Origin of the sequence: Mycobacteroides sp. PCS013 (assembly GCF_049532645.1) — a bacterium.
GTDB lineage: Bacteria > Actinomycetota > Actinomycetes > Mycobacteriales > Mycobacteriaceae > Mycobacterium > Mycobacterium gwanakae.
On record NZ_CP150131.1, the window covers coordinates 1,076,117 to 1,095,566 of the forward strand.

Annotated in this window: 19 protein-coding genes; 11 read left to right on the forward strand and 8 right to left on the reverse strand. The window is 65.7% G+C overall.

All coding sequences use genetic code 11. The features are described from left to right. Positions 1-58 precede the first annotated feature (58 nt). The 4 genes from RHO23_RS05340 to RHO23_RS05355 are packed head-to-tail and all read right to left on the reverse strand — an operon-like array spanning position 59 to position 4,296. A complete protein-coding gene (locus tag RHO23_RS05340) occupies positions 59-1,711 on the reverse strand; it encodes a cytochrome b (protein WP_046253393.1) in 1,653 nt (550 codons plus the stop codon). Then, a complete protein-coding gene (locus RHO23_RS05345) occupies positions 1,708-2,826 on the reverse strand; it encodes a ubiquinol-cytochrome c reductase iron-sulfur subunit (RefSeq protein WP_101312735.1) in 1,119 nt (372 codons plus the stop codon). The genes RHO23_RS05340 and RHO23_RS05345 overlap by 4 nt, the downstream gene beginning before the upstream one ends. Before the next feature lie 47 nt (positions 2,827-2,873). Next, positions 2,874-3,746 carry a c-type cytochrome gene (locus tag RHO23_RS05350; protein WP_030095463.1) on the reverse strand — a complete coding sequence of 291 codons (873 nt, stop codon included), beginning with the start codon at positions 3,744-3,746 and terminating at the stop codon, positions 2,874-2,876. A gap of 7 nt (positions 3,747-3,753) precedes the next feature. Further along, entirely contained in the window at positions 3,754-4,296 is a 543-nt protein-coding gene (locus RHO23_RS05355) for a cytochrome c oxidase subunit 3 (protein WP_406801210.1), read from the reverse strand. 268 nt (positions 4,297-4,564) lie between these two features. Between RHO23_RS05355 and trpD the strand changes: the two genes are divergently transcribed. Continuing rightward, positions 4,565-5,635, forward strand: coding sequence for an anthranilate phosphoribosyltransferase (gene trpD, locus RHO23_RS05360; protein ID WP_423488773.1), 1,071 nt, complete (start codon positions 4,565-4,567; stop codon positions 5,633-5,635). On the opposite strand, the gene RHO23_RS05365 is transcribed toward trpD, so the two are convergent. Further along, positions 5,610-7,418 (reverse strand): DEDD exonuclease domain-containing protein, encoded by a 1,809-nt coding sequence (locus tag RHO23_RS05365; RefSeq protein ID WP_423488774.1) that lies wholly within the window; start codon positions 7,416-7,418, stop codon positions 5,610-5,612. The genes trpD and RHO23_RS05365 overlap by 26 nt on opposite strands. A gap of 36 nt (positions 7,419-7,454) precedes the next feature. Then, the gene (locus RHO23_RS05370) at positions 7,455-8,207 is read right to left on the reverse strand and encodes a class I SAM-dependent methyltransferase (RefSeq protein WP_070942521.1); all 753 of its coding nucleotides are present in this window, start codon (positions 8,205-8,207) and stop codon (positions 7,455-7,457) included. A 93-nt stretch (positions 8,208-8,300) separates the two neighbouring features. Here RHO23_RS05370 and RHO23_RS05375 point away from each other — a divergent pair, with 93 nt between their 5' ends. From RHO23_RS05375 to RHO23_RS05390, 4 genes are all read left to right on the forward strand, one after another. Then, positions 8,301-8,522, forward strand: a complete 222-nt coding sequence (locus RHO23_RS05375; RefSeq protein ID WP_064408553.1) for a hypothetical protein — start codon at positions 8,301-8,303, stop codon at positions 8,520-8,522. A gap of 246 nt (positions 8,523-8,768) precedes the next feature. Beyond that, on the forward strand, positions 8,769-9,848 hold the full coding sequence (ripC, locus tag RHO23_RS05380) for a peptidoglycan hydrolase RipC (RefSeq protein ID WP_070924522.1): 1,080 nt from the start codon (positions 8,769-8,771) through the stop codon (positions 9,846-9,848). A 65-nt stretch (positions 9,849-9,913) separates the two neighbouring features. Continuing rightward, positions 9,914-11,068 (forward strand): hypothetical protein, encoded by a 1,155-nt coding sequence (locus tag RHO23_RS05385; RefSeq protein WP_070942839.1) that lies wholly within the window; start codon positions 9,914-9,916, stop codon positions 11,066-11,068. Between the two features lie 5 nt (positions 11,069-11,073). Continuing rightward, positions 11,074-12,231 carry a glycosyltransferase family 4 protein gene (locus RHO23_RS05390; RefSeq protein ID WP_423488775.1) on the forward strand — a complete coding sequence of 386 codons (1,158 nt, stop codon included), beginning with the start codon at positions 11,074-11,076 and terminating at the stop codon, positions 12,229-12,231. An 18-nt stretch (positions 12,232-12,249) separates the two neighbouring features. Here the strand turns inward: RHO23_RS05390 and RHO23_RS05395 are convergent, their stop codons facing one another. Beyond that, positions 12,250-14,061, reverse strand: a complete 1,812-nt coding sequence (locus RHO23_RS05395; protein ID WP_030095472.1) for an AMP-dependent synthetase/ligase — start codon at positions 14,059-14,061, stop codon at positions 12,250-12,252. Positions 14,062-14,142: 81 nt separating this feature from the next. Here RHO23_RS05395 and RHO23_RS05400 point away from each other — a divergent pair, with 81 nt between their 5' ends. Further along, the gene (locus RHO23_RS05400) at positions 14,143-14,538 is read left to right on the forward strand and encodes a polyketide cyclase / dehydrase and lipid transport (RefSeq protein WP_070942520.1); all 396 of its coding nucleotides are present in this window, start codon (positions 14,143-14,145) and stop codon (positions 14,536-14,538) included. Here RHO23_RS05400 and RHO23_RS05405 read toward each other — a convergent pair whose 3' ends face one another. Then, positions 14,539-14,967, reverse strand: a complete 429-nt coding sequence (locus RHO23_RS05405) for a nitroreductase family deazaflavin-dependent oxidoreductase (RefSeq protein ID WP_070942519.1) — start codon at positions 14,965-14,967, stop codon at positions 14,539-14,541. Positions 14,968-15,049: 82 nt separating this feature from the next. Between RHO23_RS05405 and RHO23_RS05410 the strand changes: the two genes are divergently transcribed. From RHO23_RS05410 to RHO23_RS05430, 5 genes are all read left to right on the forward strand, one after another. After that, positions 15,050-15,490 carry an SRPBCC family protein gene (locus RHO23_RS05410; protein WP_030095475.1) on the forward strand — a complete coding sequence of 147 codons (441 nt, stop codon included), beginning with the start codon at positions 15,050-15,052 and terminating at the stop codon, positions 15,488-15,490. Between the two features lie 19 nt (positions 15,491-15,509). Then, positions 15,510-16,781 carry an ArsA family ATPase gene (locus RHO23_RS05415; RefSeq protein WP_075907650.1) on the forward strand — a complete coding sequence of 424 codons (1,272 nt, stop codon included), beginning with the start codon at positions 15,510-15,512 and terminating at the stop codon, positions 16,779-16,781. Then, positions 16,778-17,161, forward strand: a complete 384-nt coding sequence (locus RHO23_RS05420; RefSeq protein ID WP_030095477.1) for a hypothetical protein — start codon at positions 16,778-16,780, stop codon at positions 17,159-17,161. Before RHO23_RS05415 ends, RHO23_RS05420 begins: the two co-directional genes overlap by 4 nt. A gap of 138 nt (positions 17,162-17,299) precedes the next feature. Continuing rightward, positions 17,300-18,022 carry a lysophospholipid acyltransferase family protein gene (locus RHO23_RS05425; RefSeq protein ID WP_030095478.1) on the forward strand — a complete coding sequence of 241 codons (723 nt, stop codon included), beginning with the start codon at positions 17,300-17,302 and terminating at the stop codon, positions 18,020-18,022. A gap of 124 nt (positions 18,023-18,146) precedes the next feature. Further along, entirely contained in the window at positions 18,147-19,445 is a 1,299-nt protein-coding gene (locus RHO23_RS05430; RefSeq protein WP_064408557.1) for a glycosyltransferase 87 family protein, read from the forward strand. Positions 19,446-19,450: the final 5 nt, after the last annotated feature.

Genomic DNA, 19,450 nt, shown 5'->3' on the forward strand with positions numbered 1-19,450 from the left:
AAAGCAGTGGGGCCCCGCACACTTTTTCGTGTGCGGGGCCCCACTGTCGAACTGACTTCTAGTGGCCGTGACCGTTTGTTGCCGGCTCGCCGTCCTGGTACTCCTTCAGAGCGAGCAGCGACTTGTGGTGCGCCTCGTGTTCGGCCTCCACCAGTGCGGCTTGTTCGTCGGCGGGGTCGGCGAACAGGAACGAGCCGGTGCCGGGTGCGCCGGCCGATCCGAGCTTGTTCATGCGCTGTGGGACTGCGGCGCCCTGGTATTCCAGCGGGATGGCGTGGCCGTGCTCGTCGACACCGGCCAGTGGCTGGTGCAGCTCGATGTATTCACCGTGCGGCAGTCGCTTGATGATGCCGGTCTCGATGCCATGTTCGAGTACTGCGCGGTCGCTGCGTTGCAGGCCGATGGCCCAGCGGTAAGCCAGGTAGTACACGACGATCGGCAAGATGACCATGCCGATACGGCCGATCCACGTCGTCGCGTTCAGCGAGATATGGAACTTCAACGCGATGATGTCGTTCATCGCGGCCAGCGTCAGGATCATGTAGAACGAGATCGCCGCCGCGCCGATGGCGGTGCGGACCGGAGCGTCACGAGGACGCTGCAGCAGGTTGTGATGCGCATCGTCTCCGGTCAGCTTCTTTTCGATGAATGGGTACATGGTCAGCAGACCGAACACCACACCCATGATGATCGCGACCGCGAACACCGCGGGCACGGTGTGCCCGAAGATGTACAGCTCCCATGCGGGCCACAGACGGGCCAGGCCCTCTGTCCATTGCATGTAGAAGTCGGGCTGGCTGCCCGCCGAGACCTGCGAGGGCTTGTAGGGGCCCAGCAACCAGATGGGGTTGATCTGCAGCAAGCCACTCATCAGCGCCAGGATGGCGGTGGTGAAGGCGAAGAACGCTCCACCCTTGAGCGCGAACACCGGCAGGATGCGCACGCCGACGACATTGGTTTCTTTGGCGCCCGGTCCGGGGAACTGCGTGTGCTTCTGGTACCACACCAGCGCCAGGTGAACGGCGATGAGCGCCAGGATGATCGCGGGGATCAACAGGATGTGCAGCGCGTACATGCGCGGGATCCAGATGTTGCCGGGGAAGTCGCCGCCGAACAGCGCCCAGTGCATCCAGGTGCCGACGACCGGGATGCCCAAGGTGATCGAGGACATCGCGGCGCGCAGACCGATACCGGAGAGCAGATCGTCGGGCAGCGAGTAGCCGAAGTAGCCCTCGAACATCGCCAGAATCAGCAGCAGCGAGCCGATGACCCAGTTGGCCTCGCGGGGGCGGCGGAATGCGCCGGTGAAGAAGATGCGGGCCAGGTGCACCATGATCGAGGCCGCGAACATCAGCGCCGCCCAGTGGTGGATCTGTCGCACGAAGAGGCCGCCGCGCACCTCGAAGCTGATGTTCAGCGCGGTCTCGTATGCCTTGGACATCTGCACACCGCGCAGCGGCTGGTAGACGCCGTTGTAGGTGACCTCGGCCATCGACGGGTCGAAGAACAGGGTCAGGTACACGCCCGAGAGCAGCAGGATGATGAAGCTGTACAGCGCGATCTCACCGAGCATGAACGACCAGTGCGTGGGGAAGACCTTGTTGATCTGCCGCTTCATTCCGGCGGCGAGGTGATACCGAGAGTCCATCGCCTCGCCCTGGGCGGCGGCGATCTTGCCTAGACGTGACGGCTTTTGGGCTGTGTCACTCATGATTTGCGCTCCCAGAATGCGGGTCCGACGGGTTCAACGAAGTCGCCATTGGCGACGAGGTATCCGTCCTTGTCGACGGTGATCGGCAGCTGTGCCAGCGCACGGGCAGCCGGCCCGAAGATGGGCTTGGCGAAGTGCAGTGCGTCGAACTGCGACTGGTGGCACGGGCACAGAATGCGGTAGGTCTGCTGCTCGAAAAGTGATGTGGGGCAACCCAGGTGCGAGCAGATCTTGGTGTATGCGAACAGGTCGCCGTAGTTGAAGCTTTCCTGTCCCTTGCGCTTGATCACCTTGCCCATGTCGCTGGGCCGCACCCGGATGATCATCACCGGGTTACGCACGCCCATGGCGATATGCGACAGCTTCTCGTGCGATTCGACGGTGGTGCCGTCGCCATCGGACTCGCGCCACGGGAACACGGTCTCCATGCCACCGGCGTCGATGTCCTCGGGCCGGATCTTCAGCAGGATTTGGGAGCTGCTGCCCACGGCCCGGCCCAGGTAGATGGTTTCACCCTTGTACCGCGGGGTCCAGCCGCTGGTGAGCAGCACCGGCTGCTTGCCGTTGGCGGTCGGGACCACGGGAGCCCAGGGGTTCTTGATCAAGCCACCGATGAAGGCGACCGCGGTGCCGGCCCCCATGGCGCCGACGCCGAACCCGAGGGCCCGGATCACCATCTTGCGGCGGGGGAGTGTCGAGGTCTCCAGGGTGTCCTGCAGCTGCGCGACGATGGTCTTGCGGTCCACCTCGGACGAGCCCGGGCCGTCGTGGCGGTCCTGGATCGAGATCTCCTGGGGGACAAACTTCTTGGTGTAGAGCACCGCGCCGATGCCCAGCGAGAGCACCGACAGACCCAGGGTCAGGCCGTACAGCGGCGTCGCCAGGTTGTACATGGCGTTGCCCGGATCCCCGAACGGCTTGTACTCCCAAGGCCAGAACAGGAAGACCCCGAGCAGGGCCAGACCGAACACACCACCGAGCGCGAACCACAGGGCGACTAGACGCTCGGCGCGCTTCTCGGCCTTGGTGCCCTCGACGGGCCAACGTGGTTCGCGGTAGACGATCTCGACACCGTCGAGGTTGGTGCCCAGCTTGACCAGCTCATCGCGGCTCATGGCCGCGAGCTGCTCGTCGGAGGGAATCTCTACTTTGGGATCGCCACTCACGCGCGCGCTCCAATCCACAGTGCCGCGGCAATGGCGGCGACGATGCCGATGATCCAAATGGCCATGCCCTCAGAAGCCGGGCCGAAGCCGCCCAGGCCGTAACCACCCGGGTCGGGGGTCTCGCTCGACGCCTTGACGTAGGCGACGATGTCCCGCTTCTCCTCGGGGGTCAGCTGACGGTCGGAGAACTTGGGCATGTTCTGTGGGCCGGTCAGCATGGCGGTGTAGATCTGCTGCTCATTGGCCGGGTCGAGCTCGGGGGCGAACTTGCCCGACGAGAGGGCGCCGCCGCGTCCGGTGAAGTTGTGGCAGGACGCGCAGTTCAACCGGAACAGATCGCCACCTCGAGCGATGTTGTTGCCGCGCAGCGACTCCTGAGCAATCGCGCCGTCGCCGTCGCGGATGACCTGGGGTCCGCCGCCATTGGCCTGGATGTAGGCGCCGAGGGCATCGGTCTGCTCCTCGTCGAAGATCGGGTCCTTGCGCTGGGCCTGGGCCTCGTTGCGCATCGCGGGCATACGGCCGGTGGACACCTGGAAGTAGACGGCCGCGTCACCCACGCCGATGAGGCTGGGGCCGCGGTCGGGCACACCCTGCAGGTTGGCGCCGTGACAGGTGATGCACGAGGTTTCGTACAGCTGCTTACCGGTGCGCAGCAGCGCCGACTTGTCTTCGTCGGCCACCGCGACCTGCGGGGTGGGCGTGAAGGTAGAGGCCAAGCCACCGGCAACCACCAGCGCGATCAGCAGCAGCAAACCTGCTGAGATGCGACGGCGGAACTTGCGGCGCGCGCGATTCTTGGCGGCTGTGTTGTTTACGGGCTCCACGCTCAACTGTGGGGCTCCCTTCACCGGGTTGGGCTTCGTCATGGGGCTGTCAGCGGACAAAGTAGATGGTGGCGAACAATGCGACCCACACGATGTCGACGAAGTGCCAGTAGTAGGACACGACGATCGCGGAGGTGGCCTGGGCCGGAGTGAACTTGCTCATCCGGGTGCGAATCAGGAGGTAGACGAATGCGACCAGACCGCCGATGACGTGCAGACCGTGGAAGCCGGTGGCCAGGTAGAAGGTTGAGCCATAGGCGCTGCTCGCGATGGTGGTGCCCTCGTGCACGAGGTTCATGTACTCGTAGCCCTGCCCGAGGACGAAGAAGGTGCCCATGATGAGAGTGATGACGTACCAGCGGCGCAACCCGAAAACATCGCCGCGCTCTGCAGCGAACACACCCATCTGACAGGTGAAGGATGAGGCGACCAGCACGGCGGTCACGGGGATGGCAAGAGCCAAGTTCAGCTCGGTGGGCTCCGGCGGCCAGTTGCCACCGGACTGCGCCCGGGCGGTGAAGTAGAACGCAAAGAGTCCAGCAAAGAACATCAACTCACTAGAAAGCCACACAATGGTGCCAACACTCACCATATTGGGCCGGTTCAGTGAATGAACCCGCTGGGTAATGGCGGTTCCCGCCGGCGATCCTGGGGCTGCTGCGGTCGTCACGTCGTAAGTATGACGCTTTGTAGTTGTCGAGAGCCACCCGGGTCCGACATTGATTTGTGACCGACTCCCGACAACGGGTGTGGCCTCTGATGAGAGTGGTGCCGGTGACCTGCGTCCGGCGTGTCGCGGCCCGCCTGGGAGGCATTTAGTCCTTTGTTGTCCGGATTGTCTCCATGGGACCATTTGCGGCGTGCTGGAACATTCCTGGCCCCAGGTACTGGGCGAGCTGACCAACCGACGCGACCTGTCCGCGGGTCAAGCGGCCTGGGCCATGGACCAGATCATGACCGGCGCGGCCACCCCCGCTCAGATCGCGGCCTTCGGGGTGTCGATGCGGATGAAGCGCCCAACCTCCGACGAGGTCGGTGAGCTGGCCGACACCATGCTGTCGCACGCAATCAAATTTCCGTCGGACGGACCGGACGGCCAGATCGGCGCGAACGCCGTGGACATCGTCGGCACCGGGGGTGACGGCGCGAACACGGTGAACCTGTCCACCATGGCGTCCATTGTGGTGGCGGCGTGCGGAGTGCCGGTGGTCAAGCACGGCAACCGGGCCGCGTCCTCACTGGCCGGTGGCGCCGACACGCTGGAGACGCTGGGCGTACGTATCGATCTGGGGCCCGAAGCGGTGATGCGCAGCGTTGCCGAGGTGGGGATCGGCTTCTGCTTCGCGCCGCATTTTCATCCGTCCTACAGATATGCCTCCGTGGTGCGTCGCGAGATCGGTGTCCCCACGGTGTTCAATTTGCTTGGCCCGCTGACGAACCCGGCCCGTCCGCGGGCGGGCCTGATCGGCTGCGCGTTCGCCGATCTGGCGGAGGTGACGGCGGGTGTCTTCGCCGGCCGCGGATCGAGCGTGCTGGTGGTGCACGGCGACGACGGGCTCGACGAGCTGACCACCACCACGACCAGCACCATCTGGCGGGTTCAGGCGGGCACCGTCGACACGCTGCGGTTCGATCCGGCGGCGTTCGGTTTCGCGCGAGCCCGGCTCGAGGAGCTCGTCGGCGGCGATCCTGAGTTCAACGCCGCGGAGGTACGGGCGGTGCTCGGGGGTCGTACCGGTGCCGTCCGGGATGCGGTGGTGCTCAACGCCGCGGGCGCCATGGTCGCCCACGCCGGGCTGGCCAGCGACGCCCAGTGGGTGCCTGCCTGGGAGGACGCGCTGACCCGGGTGTCCACCGCGATCGACTCCGGCGCGGCGGCCGCGCTGCTGGACAAGTGGATCGTCGTCAGCCAACGGCTCGGGGCGCAGTAGAGAGTCCGGGCCTGATCAGCTCGGCCATGCCCCAGTCGTCGCGGAGGACGGCGCTGGCCATGCGCGCGCTGCGTGCGGTCAAGGCCCAATCTCGCAGGGACCCTGAACATCCCGTGGGCTCGGCATAACCGCCGGTCGAGGACACGATGCGTACCCCGGGCTCGGCCAGCCAACGGGTGATCAGTCCGGTCTCCTCGGGCGCGGCCCCGCCGAACGGTTCGGCAGACGGCAGCACCACCTGGGCCGACGCGGATGCGGCCGCCACCACCGGCATCGGGGGGACACTGCGGCGCGCGACCGCGGCACCGGCCAGCTGACCATGTCGCATCACCGCGATCTGCCATCCGCCGTCACCGTCGGGACGCGCGGCGATCAGCTCCTCGATGCGCGCGAGGGCCTGCAGGCGGTGCTGACGGGCCAGCGCCTCGATGAGGGCGGCCGTCGCGTCACGTTGCCGCGCGGCGCTTTCATAGCGGCGCAGCGCACCAAGCTCGGCAACTCGGTCACACATGACGTGCAGCGGTTGTCCCTCGATGCCGTTGAGGACCGCCTGCGCGGTCATAAGGGCGTCCCCATATTCGGCGGCGTCCACGCCGGCGGGGGCCGGGCACGGGGAGGCGGTGTCGTGCGGGTAGGACTGGCCGTTGCAGGCGGGACCGTGTCGCCCTGTGGCCCCGATACGCGCGGCGCACGTACGCACGCCGGTGAACCGGGCCAGCGCCAGGGCGGCGGCCGTGGCATCACCCCGGGCACGAAACGGGCCCAGCATCCGGCGCCCGTTCGTGGTCCGGACCACGGCGAAACGGGGGAATGGTTCCTCGGTGAGCACCACCCACCACCAGCGATGCGGGAATCGCGACTTCCTGTTGTACGGCGGTGCGTGGGCACCCAGCAGTCGCAGCTCGCGAACCGCGGCCTCCAGCGGGTGCGCACACGTCACGTGGTCCACCGAGGTGGCGATGGTGACCATCTCGCGCATCCGGCCTCGCGGGTCCGCGCCGGTGAAGTACTGCTGCACCCGCCGGCGCAGGTTGACCGCGGTGCCCACGTACAGCACCTCGCCGGACGGCCCGCGAAACAGGTAAACGCCTGGGGCGTAAGGCATTCCATCGGCAAGTGAACGTTTGCCCCGCAAGGCGTTGGGCACTTGGGTGCGGTACCGGTGCAGCTCTGCCATGGTGTCGACGCCCTGGTTGCCCACCCGGCCGATCAAGGCATGCAGCACGTCGACGGTGGCCCGGGCGTCATCCAGGGCCCGGTGATTGGGGGTGGTCGATGCGCCGAGCAGCTGAGCCAGCGCGCCCAGGCTGACCCGTGGTGCCTCGTCGCGGGTCAGCACCCGGCGGGCCAGCCGGACCGTGCACAGCACCGTGGGCTGCGGCCAGTCGATCCCACACTGCCGCGCCGCTGCCTTGAGGAAACCGATATCGAAGCCGGCGTTATGTGCGACAAGTACTGCTCCGCGGGCGAATTCGAGAAACGTCGGCAGCACCTGTTCGATGGGCGGAGCGTCCACCAGCATGGCCGAGGTGATGCCGGTGAGGCGGACGATCTGTGGCGGCAGCGATCGCTTCGGGTCGACCAAGGTGGCCAGTTCTCCGAGCACCTCGCCACCGCGCACCTTGACCGCGCCGATCTCGGTGATCGCGTCGTTTTCCGCGCTTCCGCCGGTCGTCTCCAGGTCCACCACCACAAAGGTGGTGTCACGCAGTGCTTGTACCGACGGGTCTTGCGCCGACGACCCCGGTGAGGAGTGCACCTCATCGAAGGTCAGCTGCGTCATGACCTGACCGTATGACCCGGGACCGACATACCGGGGTCACGCCACGGGGGTACAGATCAACGCGAGCGCGTCGTTGGTGGTGTCGACGCCACGGTCGCCGATCGTCTCCTCGAGCCGGGACCGCAACACGCTGCGCGCGGCGGCATCCAGGGTGAGGTGATTGGAGTAGGTGAAGACCATGTCCAGGTACGCCTGTGTGGAGAAGTGCGGGCGGTCCAGGAAGTGCGAGTGGCGCACGTGGTAGCCCGATTTCTCGATGGTCGCCGAGACGGTGTCCTCGGTGTTGATGGAGGGGCGCTTGGTGGTGTCCATGAAATCGGCGTAGACGGTGTCCAGGTCCTGCTGGGTCAGGGAGGTGGGCACGATGCGGTTCCACACCAGTGCGAGGCGGCCTCCCGGGCGAAGCACGGTCAACACCTTCCGCAGCGCCGCGGTGGGCTCTACCCAGTGGAAGGACTGCGCGAAGAGCACGAGGTCGAACGTCCGGCCGGCCGGCTGCCAGTCCTCGAATGTGGCCACCTCGACGTCGATGCTCTTGGCGGCCGCGATCTGTGCCATGCGTGCGTCCGGTTCAACGGCCAGCACCTCGGCGCCGGCCGCAGCCAGTTGTGCAGCCGCGATCCCGGTTCCCGCTCCCACATCGAGGGCGCGGGTATGGCCACCGGACACGAGCTCGTCGATCAGAGGTTGCGGGTACCGGGGGCGGTGACGGTCATAGGCGTCGGCGGAGCCCCCAAACGATTCGGCCCGGCGGCGGTCGGTATGCGCTGGTTGCGACTGTTCCGTCATACCGCAAGGGTGCCAGGCGACGCCTACTTGTCGGTGGGCGCAGTTACCGTCCGCCTGAACCCGAAAGAAACGACTGATGGGAAAGGAGGAGCCATGCTTATCGATTGCGACGATTGCGCGATGCGCGGCCCGGGATGCGATGACTGCGTGGTCAGCGTGCTGCTGGGGGTGCCTCAGAGGCTTGCCGACGATGAACGTGCGGCGCTGGCTGTCCTGGCCGAGGCCGGGATGGCGCCCAAGCTGCGTCTGGTGCCGATTCAGCGCACCTACGACACGCCTGATTCGGCGAAGACGCCCGATGCCGGAGTCGCATAGGGCACACTCGAAACAGGTGCTTGATGGCCCACCCCGGGAACGGGGAGGAGAACCGACACTTACGCGACACTGACGTCGTTTCCCACTGCGGTGGACAACGTCGATGCCATTTCGTAACCTATCTGAGACCTATTGGCGCCGTAGTTCGCGGCGATCACATTGCAGTAAAGGGATGTTGTCTTGAGTGTCGGGCGTCTTCTTCGAAATCATTCGGATCGATCGACGCCCTCACCTCTCCGGCGCACGATGCTTGCAATGACTGCTGCCGCGCTGGTCGGCGGGGTATTTGCGGGTGGTCAGGTTGCGAGTGCCGACCCCAACAACGACGCCGTGAAGAAGCTCAACGAGCTGTCTCGCCAGGCTGAGGCAACCTCCGAAGCAGCTAACTCGGCGAAGATTGATCTCGACGCCAAGCTGGCGGCTCAGCGTGATGCCGAGAAGGCGGTTCTCGCCGATGAGGCTGTCGCGAAGGCTGCGCGCATGGCGGTCTCCACGTACCAAGTTGATGTCAACAAGGCGATGGTCGCCGCGTACATGGGTGGTAACACCAGCGGCTACGGCGCCGTGCTGACCTCCAACTCTCCGCAGAACCTCATCGACCAGTTGTCGGTGCAGCGCACGGTGGGAACCGAGATGCGTAGCCGGATGGACAGCTACCGCGCCGCGCAGTCCTCGGCCGATGAAGCCGAGCAACGGTCCCGTGACGCCGTCGAGCAGGCCCGGGTGGCCGCCGAACAGGCCAAGAATGTTCGCGCCTCGCTGCAGGCCAAGCAGAGTCAGCTGCAGGTGCAGATCGCGGTCGTCAAGTCGCAGTACAACACCCTGAACCCCGGCCAGCGCGCTCAGCTGGCGGCACTGGCACCCGTGCCCCCGCCACCTCCGGCCGAGCCGGGCGAGGCCCCGGACGCTCCCGAGCCGCTGATGCAGGCTGCGGCCGCTGCGCCCGCACCGGAAGTCGCCGTCGGTGGTGGAGGTTCGGCCGTCGGTGCGAACGCCGTAGCCGCTGCGTTGACCCGGATCGGCGCGCCCTACTCGTGGGGCGGTTCCGGACCCAACGCCTTCGACTGCTCGGGCCTGGTGATGTGGGCCTACGGGCAGCAGGGTGTATCGCTGCCGCACTCCAGCCAGGCGCTCGCCCGTGGTGGCACGCCCGTGGCGCTGAGTGATCTGCAGCCGGGTGACGTCATCAACTTCTACGGAGACGCCTCACACACCGGTATCTATGTCGGCAACGGCATGATGGTGCACGCCTCCACCTATGGTGTTCCCGTCGCGGTCGCGCCGATCACCTCCTCCGGCCCGATCTACAACGCGCGCCGCTACTGAGCCGCGGCCGTCGCGCGCGGGTGTCCGGGGGAGCACGCTGGACATCGCTGCTCACGGTGGTTCTGCTGATTCTCTGTGGTTGTCGTGCACAGCCCGCCGCGCCGGCCGCCGATGTGCGTGCAGCGATTCAGGCACTGCTGACGCGCTACTCCGCGAGCTTGCGCAGCGGTGATATCGCGGCACTGGATGCCGTCTTCGTTCCCGGCGGACCCCAGCAGGCGCAGCGGCGGCTGCAGAAAAACCTGTCGGGGCTGAAGACAGACACATTCGAGTATCGGCTGGCCGCCGACGTCCCAGCCGATCCTGTTGCACCGCAACAGCAATGGACATTGGACGTGGCGCTGTTCTATGCGGTCAGCGGAGTGGACAAGGTTGCGGTCCGGCGCTCTGCCACCGTCGGAGTGCTGCACGATAACGACGTCTGGCGGTTGGTCGACGCCGGCGCGGTTGCGGTGCCGTGGCAGTTCGCGCCCGCAGTGGAGACGCGCAGCAGGATGGGGGACCGGGAGGTGGTGGTGCTCGGGCATCCCGGTTCGGCGGTGGCGCCACGTCTTGCCGGCGAGATCGCCGGAGCATTGACGGCGCTGTCGGAATTCTGGGGGCCACAGTGGCAGGCGGGAGTGCTACTGGTCGCGGCAGATACAGACGCCGAATTCGCTGCTCTTGTCGGGGGCGAAGATACCGATGGAATAGCCGCCGCCGCCGTCGCCGACCGTGTCGAGAGCGGAGTCGCGGTGGGGCAACGGGTGATTTTTGCACCGGGCTCGGCAGGACTGCCACCGGATCAGTTCCGTGTGGTGCTGCGTCATGAGCTCTTCCATGCCGCCGCCCGTACGGTCACCGGCGATCATGCACCTCTCTGGTTGGTGGAGGGGGTGGCCGATTACAACGGGCGCCGAGGCAGCGGTACCCCCTTTCGGAACGCGGCACCCACACTGTCCAGTGCTCTTGCCGCAGGACGGATTCCGGACCATCTGCCCACTGACGACGACCTCGGGAGTCCGGGAACGAAACGCACACAGGCATACGAGGAGGCTTGGTCGGTGGCGCAGTACGTGGCCGAAACCTTCGGCGAACCGAAGCTGGTACAGCTGTACCGGTATGGGGCCGGCATCTCGCCGAGTGCGCCGGGTGTGGCCATCCAGCAGGCATTGGGCATCGACGAGGCGACACTAGTTCGGCAGTGGCAGAGCTGGCTCGGCTCCCGTCCACTACGGTAGGCGTCGTGACATTTCAGCCTGGCGGCCCGCGGCAACGGATCCTGTTGGTCACCAACGATTTTCCGCCCAGGCCCGGGGGTATTCAGTCCTACCTGCAAGAGCTGGTGACCCACCTGGCCGGATCGCATGAGGTGACCGTCTATGCGCCGCGGTGGAAAGGATGCGAGCGATACGACGCCGCGGCCGACTATCAGGTGGTGCGGCACCCGACCTCGTTGATGCTTCCGAGCCCTGGTGTACGCCAGCGCATGGTGGATCTCATCAGATCGCAGCACTCCGACGTGGTGTGGTTCGGCGCGGCCGCGCCATTGGCACTGTTGTCGTCGGCCGCCAAGGCGGCGGGAGCCGCCGTAACGGCCGCCAGCACGCACGGGCACGAGGTCGGCTGGTCGATGCTCCCGGTGGCACGGTCTGCCCTGCGGCAGATCGGCGAGAGCACCGATGTCATCACCTATGTCAGCCGCTACACACGCGGGCGCTTCGCCGCGGCCTTCGGTCCGCGTGCGGCACTGGAACATCTGCCCTCCGGTGTTGACACCGGCCGGTTTCGCCCCGACCCCGCGGCACGCGAGGAGCTGCGGCACCGCTACGGGCTCGGCCAGCGGTCGACCATCGTGTGCGTCTCCCGGCTCGTTCCGCGTAAGGGGCAAGACATGCTCATCGAGGCGCTGCCGGCGATCCGGGAGCGCGTCGACGGCGCGGCGCTGGTGATCGTGGGCGGCGGTCCGTCCGCGGAACCGTTGCGGGCGTTGGCCAGTCGAGTCGGTGTCGATGAGCATGTGGTGTTCACCGGCGGTGTGCCATGGGAGGAGCTACCTGCGCATCACGCGATGGGCGATGTCTTCGCGATGCCCTGCCGTACCCGCGGAGCGGGGCTCGACGTGGAGGGCCTAGGGATAGTGTTTCTGGAGGCGTCGGCCTGCGGTGTCCCGGTGGTTGCCGGAAACTCGGGGGGCGCACCGGAAACCGTGTGTGACGGCGAGACGGGGTTTGTCGTCGATGGCAGATCGGTACCCGCGATCACGGACGCCATCGTCAAGATTCTGTCCGATCCCGTGCGGGCCGCTGCTATGGGGGAGGCGGGGCGCACCTGGGTGACCGACAACTGGCGCTGGGATCACCAGGCCGCCCGGTTCGCCGAGTTGGTCAGCGGCTCCGCATAAGGTCCAGGGATGGGCGATCTACTCGGGTGACCCCGAGTAGATCGCGTCGATGTCTGCCGCGAACTTCTCGGCCACCACATTGCGCTTCACCTTGAGCGTCGGCGTCATCTCGCCGGTGGCTTCGGTGAAGTCAACCGGCAAGATCCGGAACTTCTTGATGGCTTCGGCATGGGAGACAACCTGATTGGCTGCCTTGACGGCGGTTTCGATCTCCGCGAGCAGATCGGGATCCTGGACCAGGTCGGCGACGGTGGCCTCGGCGGGCTTGCCATTGCGCTGCTTCCAGCCGTCGATGGCTTCGGGGTCAATGGTGATAAGCGCACCGATGAACGGCTGCTTGTCGCCGACGGCCATCGCCTGACTGATCAACGGATGGGCACGCAGCTGATCCTCCAGCACCGCGGGTGCGACGTTCTTACCGCCGGCGGTGACGATGATTTCCTTCTTGCGGCCGGTGATCGTGACGAACCCGTCCTCATCGATCGCGCCCAGGTCGCCGGTGTGGAACCAGCCGTCCACGATCGACTCGCTGGTGGCGGTCGGGTTGTTCCAGTACCCGCTGAACACGACGCCGCCGGACACCAGTAGTTCGCCGTCGTCGCCGAGCTTCACGGCGTTACCGGGCAATGGCCTACCGACACTGCCGATCTTGAGCCCACCGATCACGTTCACCGCGCAGGCTGCTGTCGTTTCGGTGAGCCCGTAGCCCTCGTAGATGGTCAGGCCGACGCCGCGGTAGAAGTGACCGAGTCGGGCCCCCAGCGGCGCTCCACCGGAGATCGATGCCACGCATTCTCCGCCGAGTGCCGCGCGCAGCTTGCCGTATACGAGCTTGTCGAAGGCGGCGCGCTTGGCGCGCAACACGATGCCCGGTCCGCCGTTGTCCAGCGCCTGGCTGTACTCGACGGCGGTGTCTGCGGCGGCGTCGAAAATCTTTCCCTTGCCGTCGTTTTGGGCGTTCTGGCGAGCGGTGTTGTACACCTTTTCGAAGATGCGGGGGACGGAGACGATGAAGGTGGGCTTGAAGATCCCGAACGTCGGTACCAGCGTTTTGATGTCGCTGGTGAATCCGACGCTGACCTTGGACTGGAAGCACGCCATCGCGATACCGCGCGCCAGTACGTGCGCCAGCGGCAGGAAGATCAGCGTCCGGCTGCCCTTCTGCAAGTAATCAGGGAAAACGGCACGTGCACCGCGGGTTTCGTACACCAGGTTGGAGTGGGTGAGCTGGCAGCCCTTGGGCCGGCCGGTGGTTCCCGAGGTGTAGATGAGAGTCGCGGGATCGCTGGCCTTGATGGCGCGGAGTCGGCCGCTGAGCTCGGCGGGGTCAACACCGGACCCAGCCTCGGCGAGCTCATCGAGAGCTGCGGGGGCGCTCGAACTGGCGATGTGAAACACGGTGTGCAGGTTGGGGAGTTCGGGTGCTAGTTCTTCGGCGATCTTGGCATGGGCATCGGTCTCCACGAACAGCGCCACCGCCGCGGAATCCTGCAGCACCCACCGGACCTGATCGGCCGAGGACGTCTCGTAGATGGGAACCGTGATGGCGCCGATCGACAGCACTGCGTAGTCGATGATCGTCCACTCGTATCGTGTCGCCGAGATCAGTGCCACGCGATCCCCGGGCGCCACGCCCTTGGCGATCAGACCGTTGGCCACCGCACGGATCTGCGCGGCGGCCTCCGCGTAGGTGACGGGCGTCCACGTGTCGTCGATGAGACGGGAGAATGCCGCCTGGTTGGGGTCTTCACGCTCGTAGTCGTAGACGGCATGAACAACCGATGCGTTGTCCTCGACAGTGAAGGGGGCAGGAACGCTGAACTCTCGCACCTGCTCAGACTAGTCGTGGCCTCAGGATCGTCGAAGACGTTGCCGCATTTCCTTCGGCGGCGAGGCTTAAGCTAGTGCGCGATGAACAGCATTCAGGTCGCCGACCAGACCTTTATCGCCGCGGATCCCGCGGACATCGGCCGCGCTATCTCGAACCCCGCTGATTGGCGTCGTTGGTGGCCTGACCTGCAGCTCAATGTTGTCGAGGAGCGCGGAGAAAAGGGCATCCGCTGGACGGTTGCCGGGCCGCTCACCGGAACAATGGAGGTGTGGCTGGAGCCCGCGCTGGACGGGGCGATCCTGCACTACTTCCTGCACGCAGAGCCGACCGGAGCCAGCGCCGCACAGGTGGCCAAGCTGAATCTGGCCCAGCTCAATCATGCGCGTCGGGTCACCGGCAAGCGGTTCGCCTTCGGGGTCAAGCAGCGGCTCGAGGCAGGCCGGACAATCGGCGAATCGTGGGTGCCGCAGGTCTGATCAGGCGGCAGCGAGCACGACCAGCGGGATGGGGCGGGACGTCGCTCGCTGGTAGGCGCTGTAATGGCCAGAGTTGTTGGTGTCGGCTAACTTCCACAACCGCTCGTAATCCGTGTCGCCGGGCAGGAGTGCCGTCGCCCGGACGCGGCGCCGTTGCCGGCCCAATTGCACCTGTACCTCCGGGTGGGCCTTCAGGTTGTGATACCAGGCAGGATTACGCCGCGCGCCACCGTTAGAGGCCACGATGACGAGATTGTCGCCGTCTTTGGCATAGGTCAGCGAGTTGATGCGCTGTGCCCCGGTCTTGGCGCCGATGGAGGTCAGCAGCAGGTTGGGGGCCATTCCCGGAACGTGATGACCCAGATAGCCTTTCGATGCGATGTAGATGCTCTGGTGCACACCGAGCACCTTCGCCACCAGACGGCTCATGGGCGTCTCTCCTTCGCGCGGCTGCGGCGAATTGCCAGGATGGGAGTATCCGAGCGCCAGGGAGAAGGGTACCGTCTGTCAGGTGGCTGAGAAGACTACCCAAACGATTGCCATCGATGCCGAACCCGGCAAAGTGATGGCGGTGATCGCCGATATCGGCGCCTACCCGGAATGGGTGTCGGAGTACAAGGAAACCGAGGTGCTCGACACCGACGCCGAGGGCAGGGTCAAACGTGCCCGGTTGGTGCTGGACGCCGGTGTCCTCAAGGACACCCAGGTCCTGGAGTACGTGTGGTCTCCGGATGGCCGCAAGGTCACCTGGACCTTGGCGGAGAGTTCCCTCTTACGTTCGCTGGAAGGGACATACCTCTTGGCGCCCAAGGGGTCTGGTACCGAGGTGACGTATGAGCTCGCGGTCGACCTTCAAATTCCGATGATCGGAATGCTCAAGCGCAAGGCCGAACGCAAGATCACCGACTCCGCACTCAAGGATTTGAAGAAGCGAGTCGAATCTGACCGCTAGCGACGTCGGGGAGGATCTCGTGTCCCACCCCGCAGACGTCGCCCCCGATGTCCACGCGCCGTTGACAGCCACCATCGGCCTTTTCGTCGGCAAGGGGGGTGTGGGTAAGTCGACGCTGGCCGGTGCCACCGCGGTGCGCTACGCGCGCGCCGGGCAGCGTGTGCTCGCGGTGTCGACCGACCAAGCGCACTCCCTCGGCGACGTCTTCGGTGTCCGGGTGGATCCCACCCCTGGGGCTCATTGCGTACGGGTGATCGAGGACCCGTATGGGGGACAACTCGACGTGATGGCCCTGGATACCCTAGGGCTGCTGGAGCAGCGTTGGGGTGACATCGCCGCGACGATCGCCGAGCAGTATCCCGAATCGGACATCGGATCACTTGCCCCCGAAGAGCTTTCCGCGCTGCCGGGTGTGCAGGAAATGCTTGGGCTGCATGAGGTTCAACAACTCGCCGACACCGGCGAATGGGATGTCGTCGTAGTCGACTGTGCCTCGACAGCAGACGCGTTGCGCATGCTGACTCTGCCCGGAACCTTCGCGATGTATCTGGAACGGGCTTGGCCGCGGCATCGCCGACTCGGCGGTATCGGTACGCCTCGCGCCCAGATACTGGCCGAACTACTGGAACGCGTTGCGGCGTCGGCGGATCGGCTTGCGGGCTTGCTTTCGGACGCCGAACGGGTGGGCGCTCATCTGGTGCTGACTCCCGAACGGGTTGTGGTGGCCGAGGCCATCCGTACCGTGGGGGCGCTGGCGCTGATGGGTGTGCGCATCGATCAAGTGATTGTCAATCAGGTTCTCATTCAAGATGATTCGTACGAGTACCACAATCTGCCCGCGCATCCGGCATTCGACTGGTACATGCAGCGCATCGCCGATCAGGCCGCGGTGCTCGATGAGATGGGGGAGGCGATCGGGGACGTGGAGATGCTGTTGGTGCCGCATCTGCCGCGCGAGCCCATCGGGCCGGAGGCCCTGGGTGAACTGGCCGAGTCGGTCCGGCGGCGCGATGGGGCCAAGCCTCCGGCGCCGCTGGCCACCATTGTCGAGCGCGAATCCGGGTCCGGAGCGGACACCGTATATCTGTTACGGCTAGAGTTACCGCAGATCGATCCGGCCACGTTGAGCCTCGGCCGGGTGGGAGATGACCTGGTCATCGGTGCAAATGGGATGCGCCGGCGGGTCCGGCTGGCCTCCGTGCTGCGGCGCTGTGTGGTTGTCGATGCCCGGCTTGTCGGTGGCGAGCTGACCATACGGTTTAGAGCGGATCCGGAGGTGTGGCCTACGTGACGGGTACCCATCCGGAACTCGCCCCCGAACTGCGGGCGTTGGCCGCGTCGATCCTCGACAAGCTCGATCCGGCGCTGCGGCAGGCCGCTCGCGCTCCTGCCGACGGTGCCGCTCCCGGAAAGTGCAACCAGTTGTTCTGCCCGGTCTGTGCGTTGGCGGCCCTGGTGGAAGGTGAGCATCACCCGCTGTTGGCAACGATCGCCGAACACAGCCTCGCGCTGGTGATGGTGGTGCGGGCAATGTTGGAGGCCGAGGGCTCGGGCGGTCCTGACGATCCCGATGACGGCCCCGAGGGTGGTTACCGAAGTCCGTTCCCGGCCCCGCCGCCGAGCTCGCAATCGACTGGGTACCAACCCATCCCGGTCGACATCGACGAGTGACGAGCACCCGTGCCTGTTCTGGGACATGGCGTCCCATATTTCCGGGACCTTAGACACTCCACGGAGATTCGCCGTCGCCGAGGGTAAGCTCGGCGCCAGCCCCGTGCTGCTCATGGGGATCGGGAGAGGATGCGCGCGATGTTCTATTGGCTGCTGAAGTACATCTTCATGGGGCCGATCTTGCAGCTGATGGGCCGGCCCAAGGTAGAAGGTCTGGAGAACATTCCATCGTCCGGGCCGGCGATCCTGGCCGGAAACCATCTCGCCGTGGTCGACAGTTTCTTCCTTCCGTTGGTCTCCACGCGGCGGGTGACCTTCCTGGCCAAGAGCGAGTACTTCACCGAGCCCGGTTTCAAGGGCTGGCTCAAGAAGGTCTTCTTCGGCGGATCCGGACAGGTCCCGATCGATAGAACCAGCGCCGACGCCGCCGAGAACGCGCTGAGCACCGCCAAGCGGCTACTCGGCGAGGGCAAGCTGCTGGGCATCTACCCCGAAGGCACCCGCTCCCCGGACGGCCGTCTCTACAAGGGCAAGACGGGCCTGGCGCGCATGGCGCTGGCCACCGGGGTGCCCGTCATCCCGATCGCGATGGTCGGCACCAACGTGATGAACCCGCCGGGCACGGCGCGCTGGCACTTTTCCAAGGTCACCGTGAAAATCGGCAAGCCGCTGGATTTCTCCCGCTTCGACGGGATGGCCGGAAACCGCTTCATCGAGCGTGCGGTCATCGACGAGGTGATGTACGAGCTGATGCAGCTGTCCGGTCAGGAGTACGTCGACATCTACGCGGCGTCGCTCAAGGACAAGCCCGCGGAACCCCCGCAGCAACCCGACCGCATCCCGGAGAGCGCCGCCGGTTAATCGGGGGTCCGTGCATCGTCCCTGCATCTGAGGTAACACCTCGCCGTGGGGCGTGGGTCAGCTATCCGCGCCGGTACCGTTACTCTTGAGGCCACCCGCGGGAGAACTGAGAGATGCGAGGGCCGTGCCGAATTCAATAAACGAAACCGCCATCGCGGACGGCGGCTCCGTTCGTCGAGTTGCCAGATGGATCACGTGGGGTGGCCCGCTCGTCCTCGCTGTCGCCCTGCTGCTGCACGCGGTCGTCTTCATTCACTGGCCGACATACGCACTGCAGATCGATGTGTTGGTGTATCGATTCGGTGGCACACGCGTACTGGACGGACTGGACCTCTACTCGATCGGGCGCAACGGCGAGATCGACGATCTGCTGTTCACCTACACCCCGTTCGCGGCGTTGGTATTCACCCCGCTGGCCTTCATCACCGATTTCACCGCGCAGATCCTGTCGCTCGTGGTGTTCCCGGCGCTGCTCGTCTACTCGGTGTGGCGCATGCTGGCCTGGCTGAATGTCTCCGCCAAGGCCGGGCTATGGGGGCTGCTGGCCCTGCTGGTCGGTCTGGTTTCGTGGCTGGAGCCGGTCCGGCTCTCCATCCAGCTTGGCCAGATCAATCTGCTGATCCTGGCTGTGGTGGTGACGGACCTCCTGGCGCCCAAACGGTGGAAGCTGGCCGGGATCGGTATCGGCATCGTGGCCGGCATCAAGCTGACCCCGATGATCTTCATCGTCTTCTTGTTCCTGGTGGGGCGGATTCGCGCGGCCGTCGTCGCGGCCATCACGCTGATCGCCACCATCGGTCTGGGTTTCATCTTCCTGCCGTCCGCCTCGCACTACTACTGGGTGGACCGTGCCTTCGAGAAGATCAGCCGCATCACCCGCGATCCCACCGCGAGCACCAGCATCAGCGGGCTTTTTCTCAGATTGAACCTGTCGGCCGGAACGGCCACCGCACTGTCGGTGCTGGTGATCGTGGCGAGCCTGGTGGTCGCGGTCCTGGCCTACCGGCGCGATCAGCTGCTGCTGGCGATCTCGATCGTGGGCATGGCATCGGCTGCGGCCTCGCCGTTCAGCTGGAGCCATCACTGGGTGTGGTTCGTGCCATTGGTCGTTCATCTGGGCTACCGCGGCTACGTGCTGGGTAAACGGGCGTCCGCGATCACGATGTGGGCATTCTGTGCGGTGTTCGCGGCGTGGTTCACCAGCCTGAGCGGCAAGACGCCGGACTCCGGCGCGTTGACGTTACGACCCGGTGGCGTCTTGAACGATCTGATCCCCAGTCTGTATGTGTTCGTTCATCTCGGGGTGCTCGTGGCCAGTTGGATATGGCTGCGGCGTGATCCGGCGGACGTGAACGATGTTGTGCGCGAGGATGAGCCGACACAGGCCGATGAGCTGGCGCCGGCTTCTCCGGCGCACAACTAGGCGGC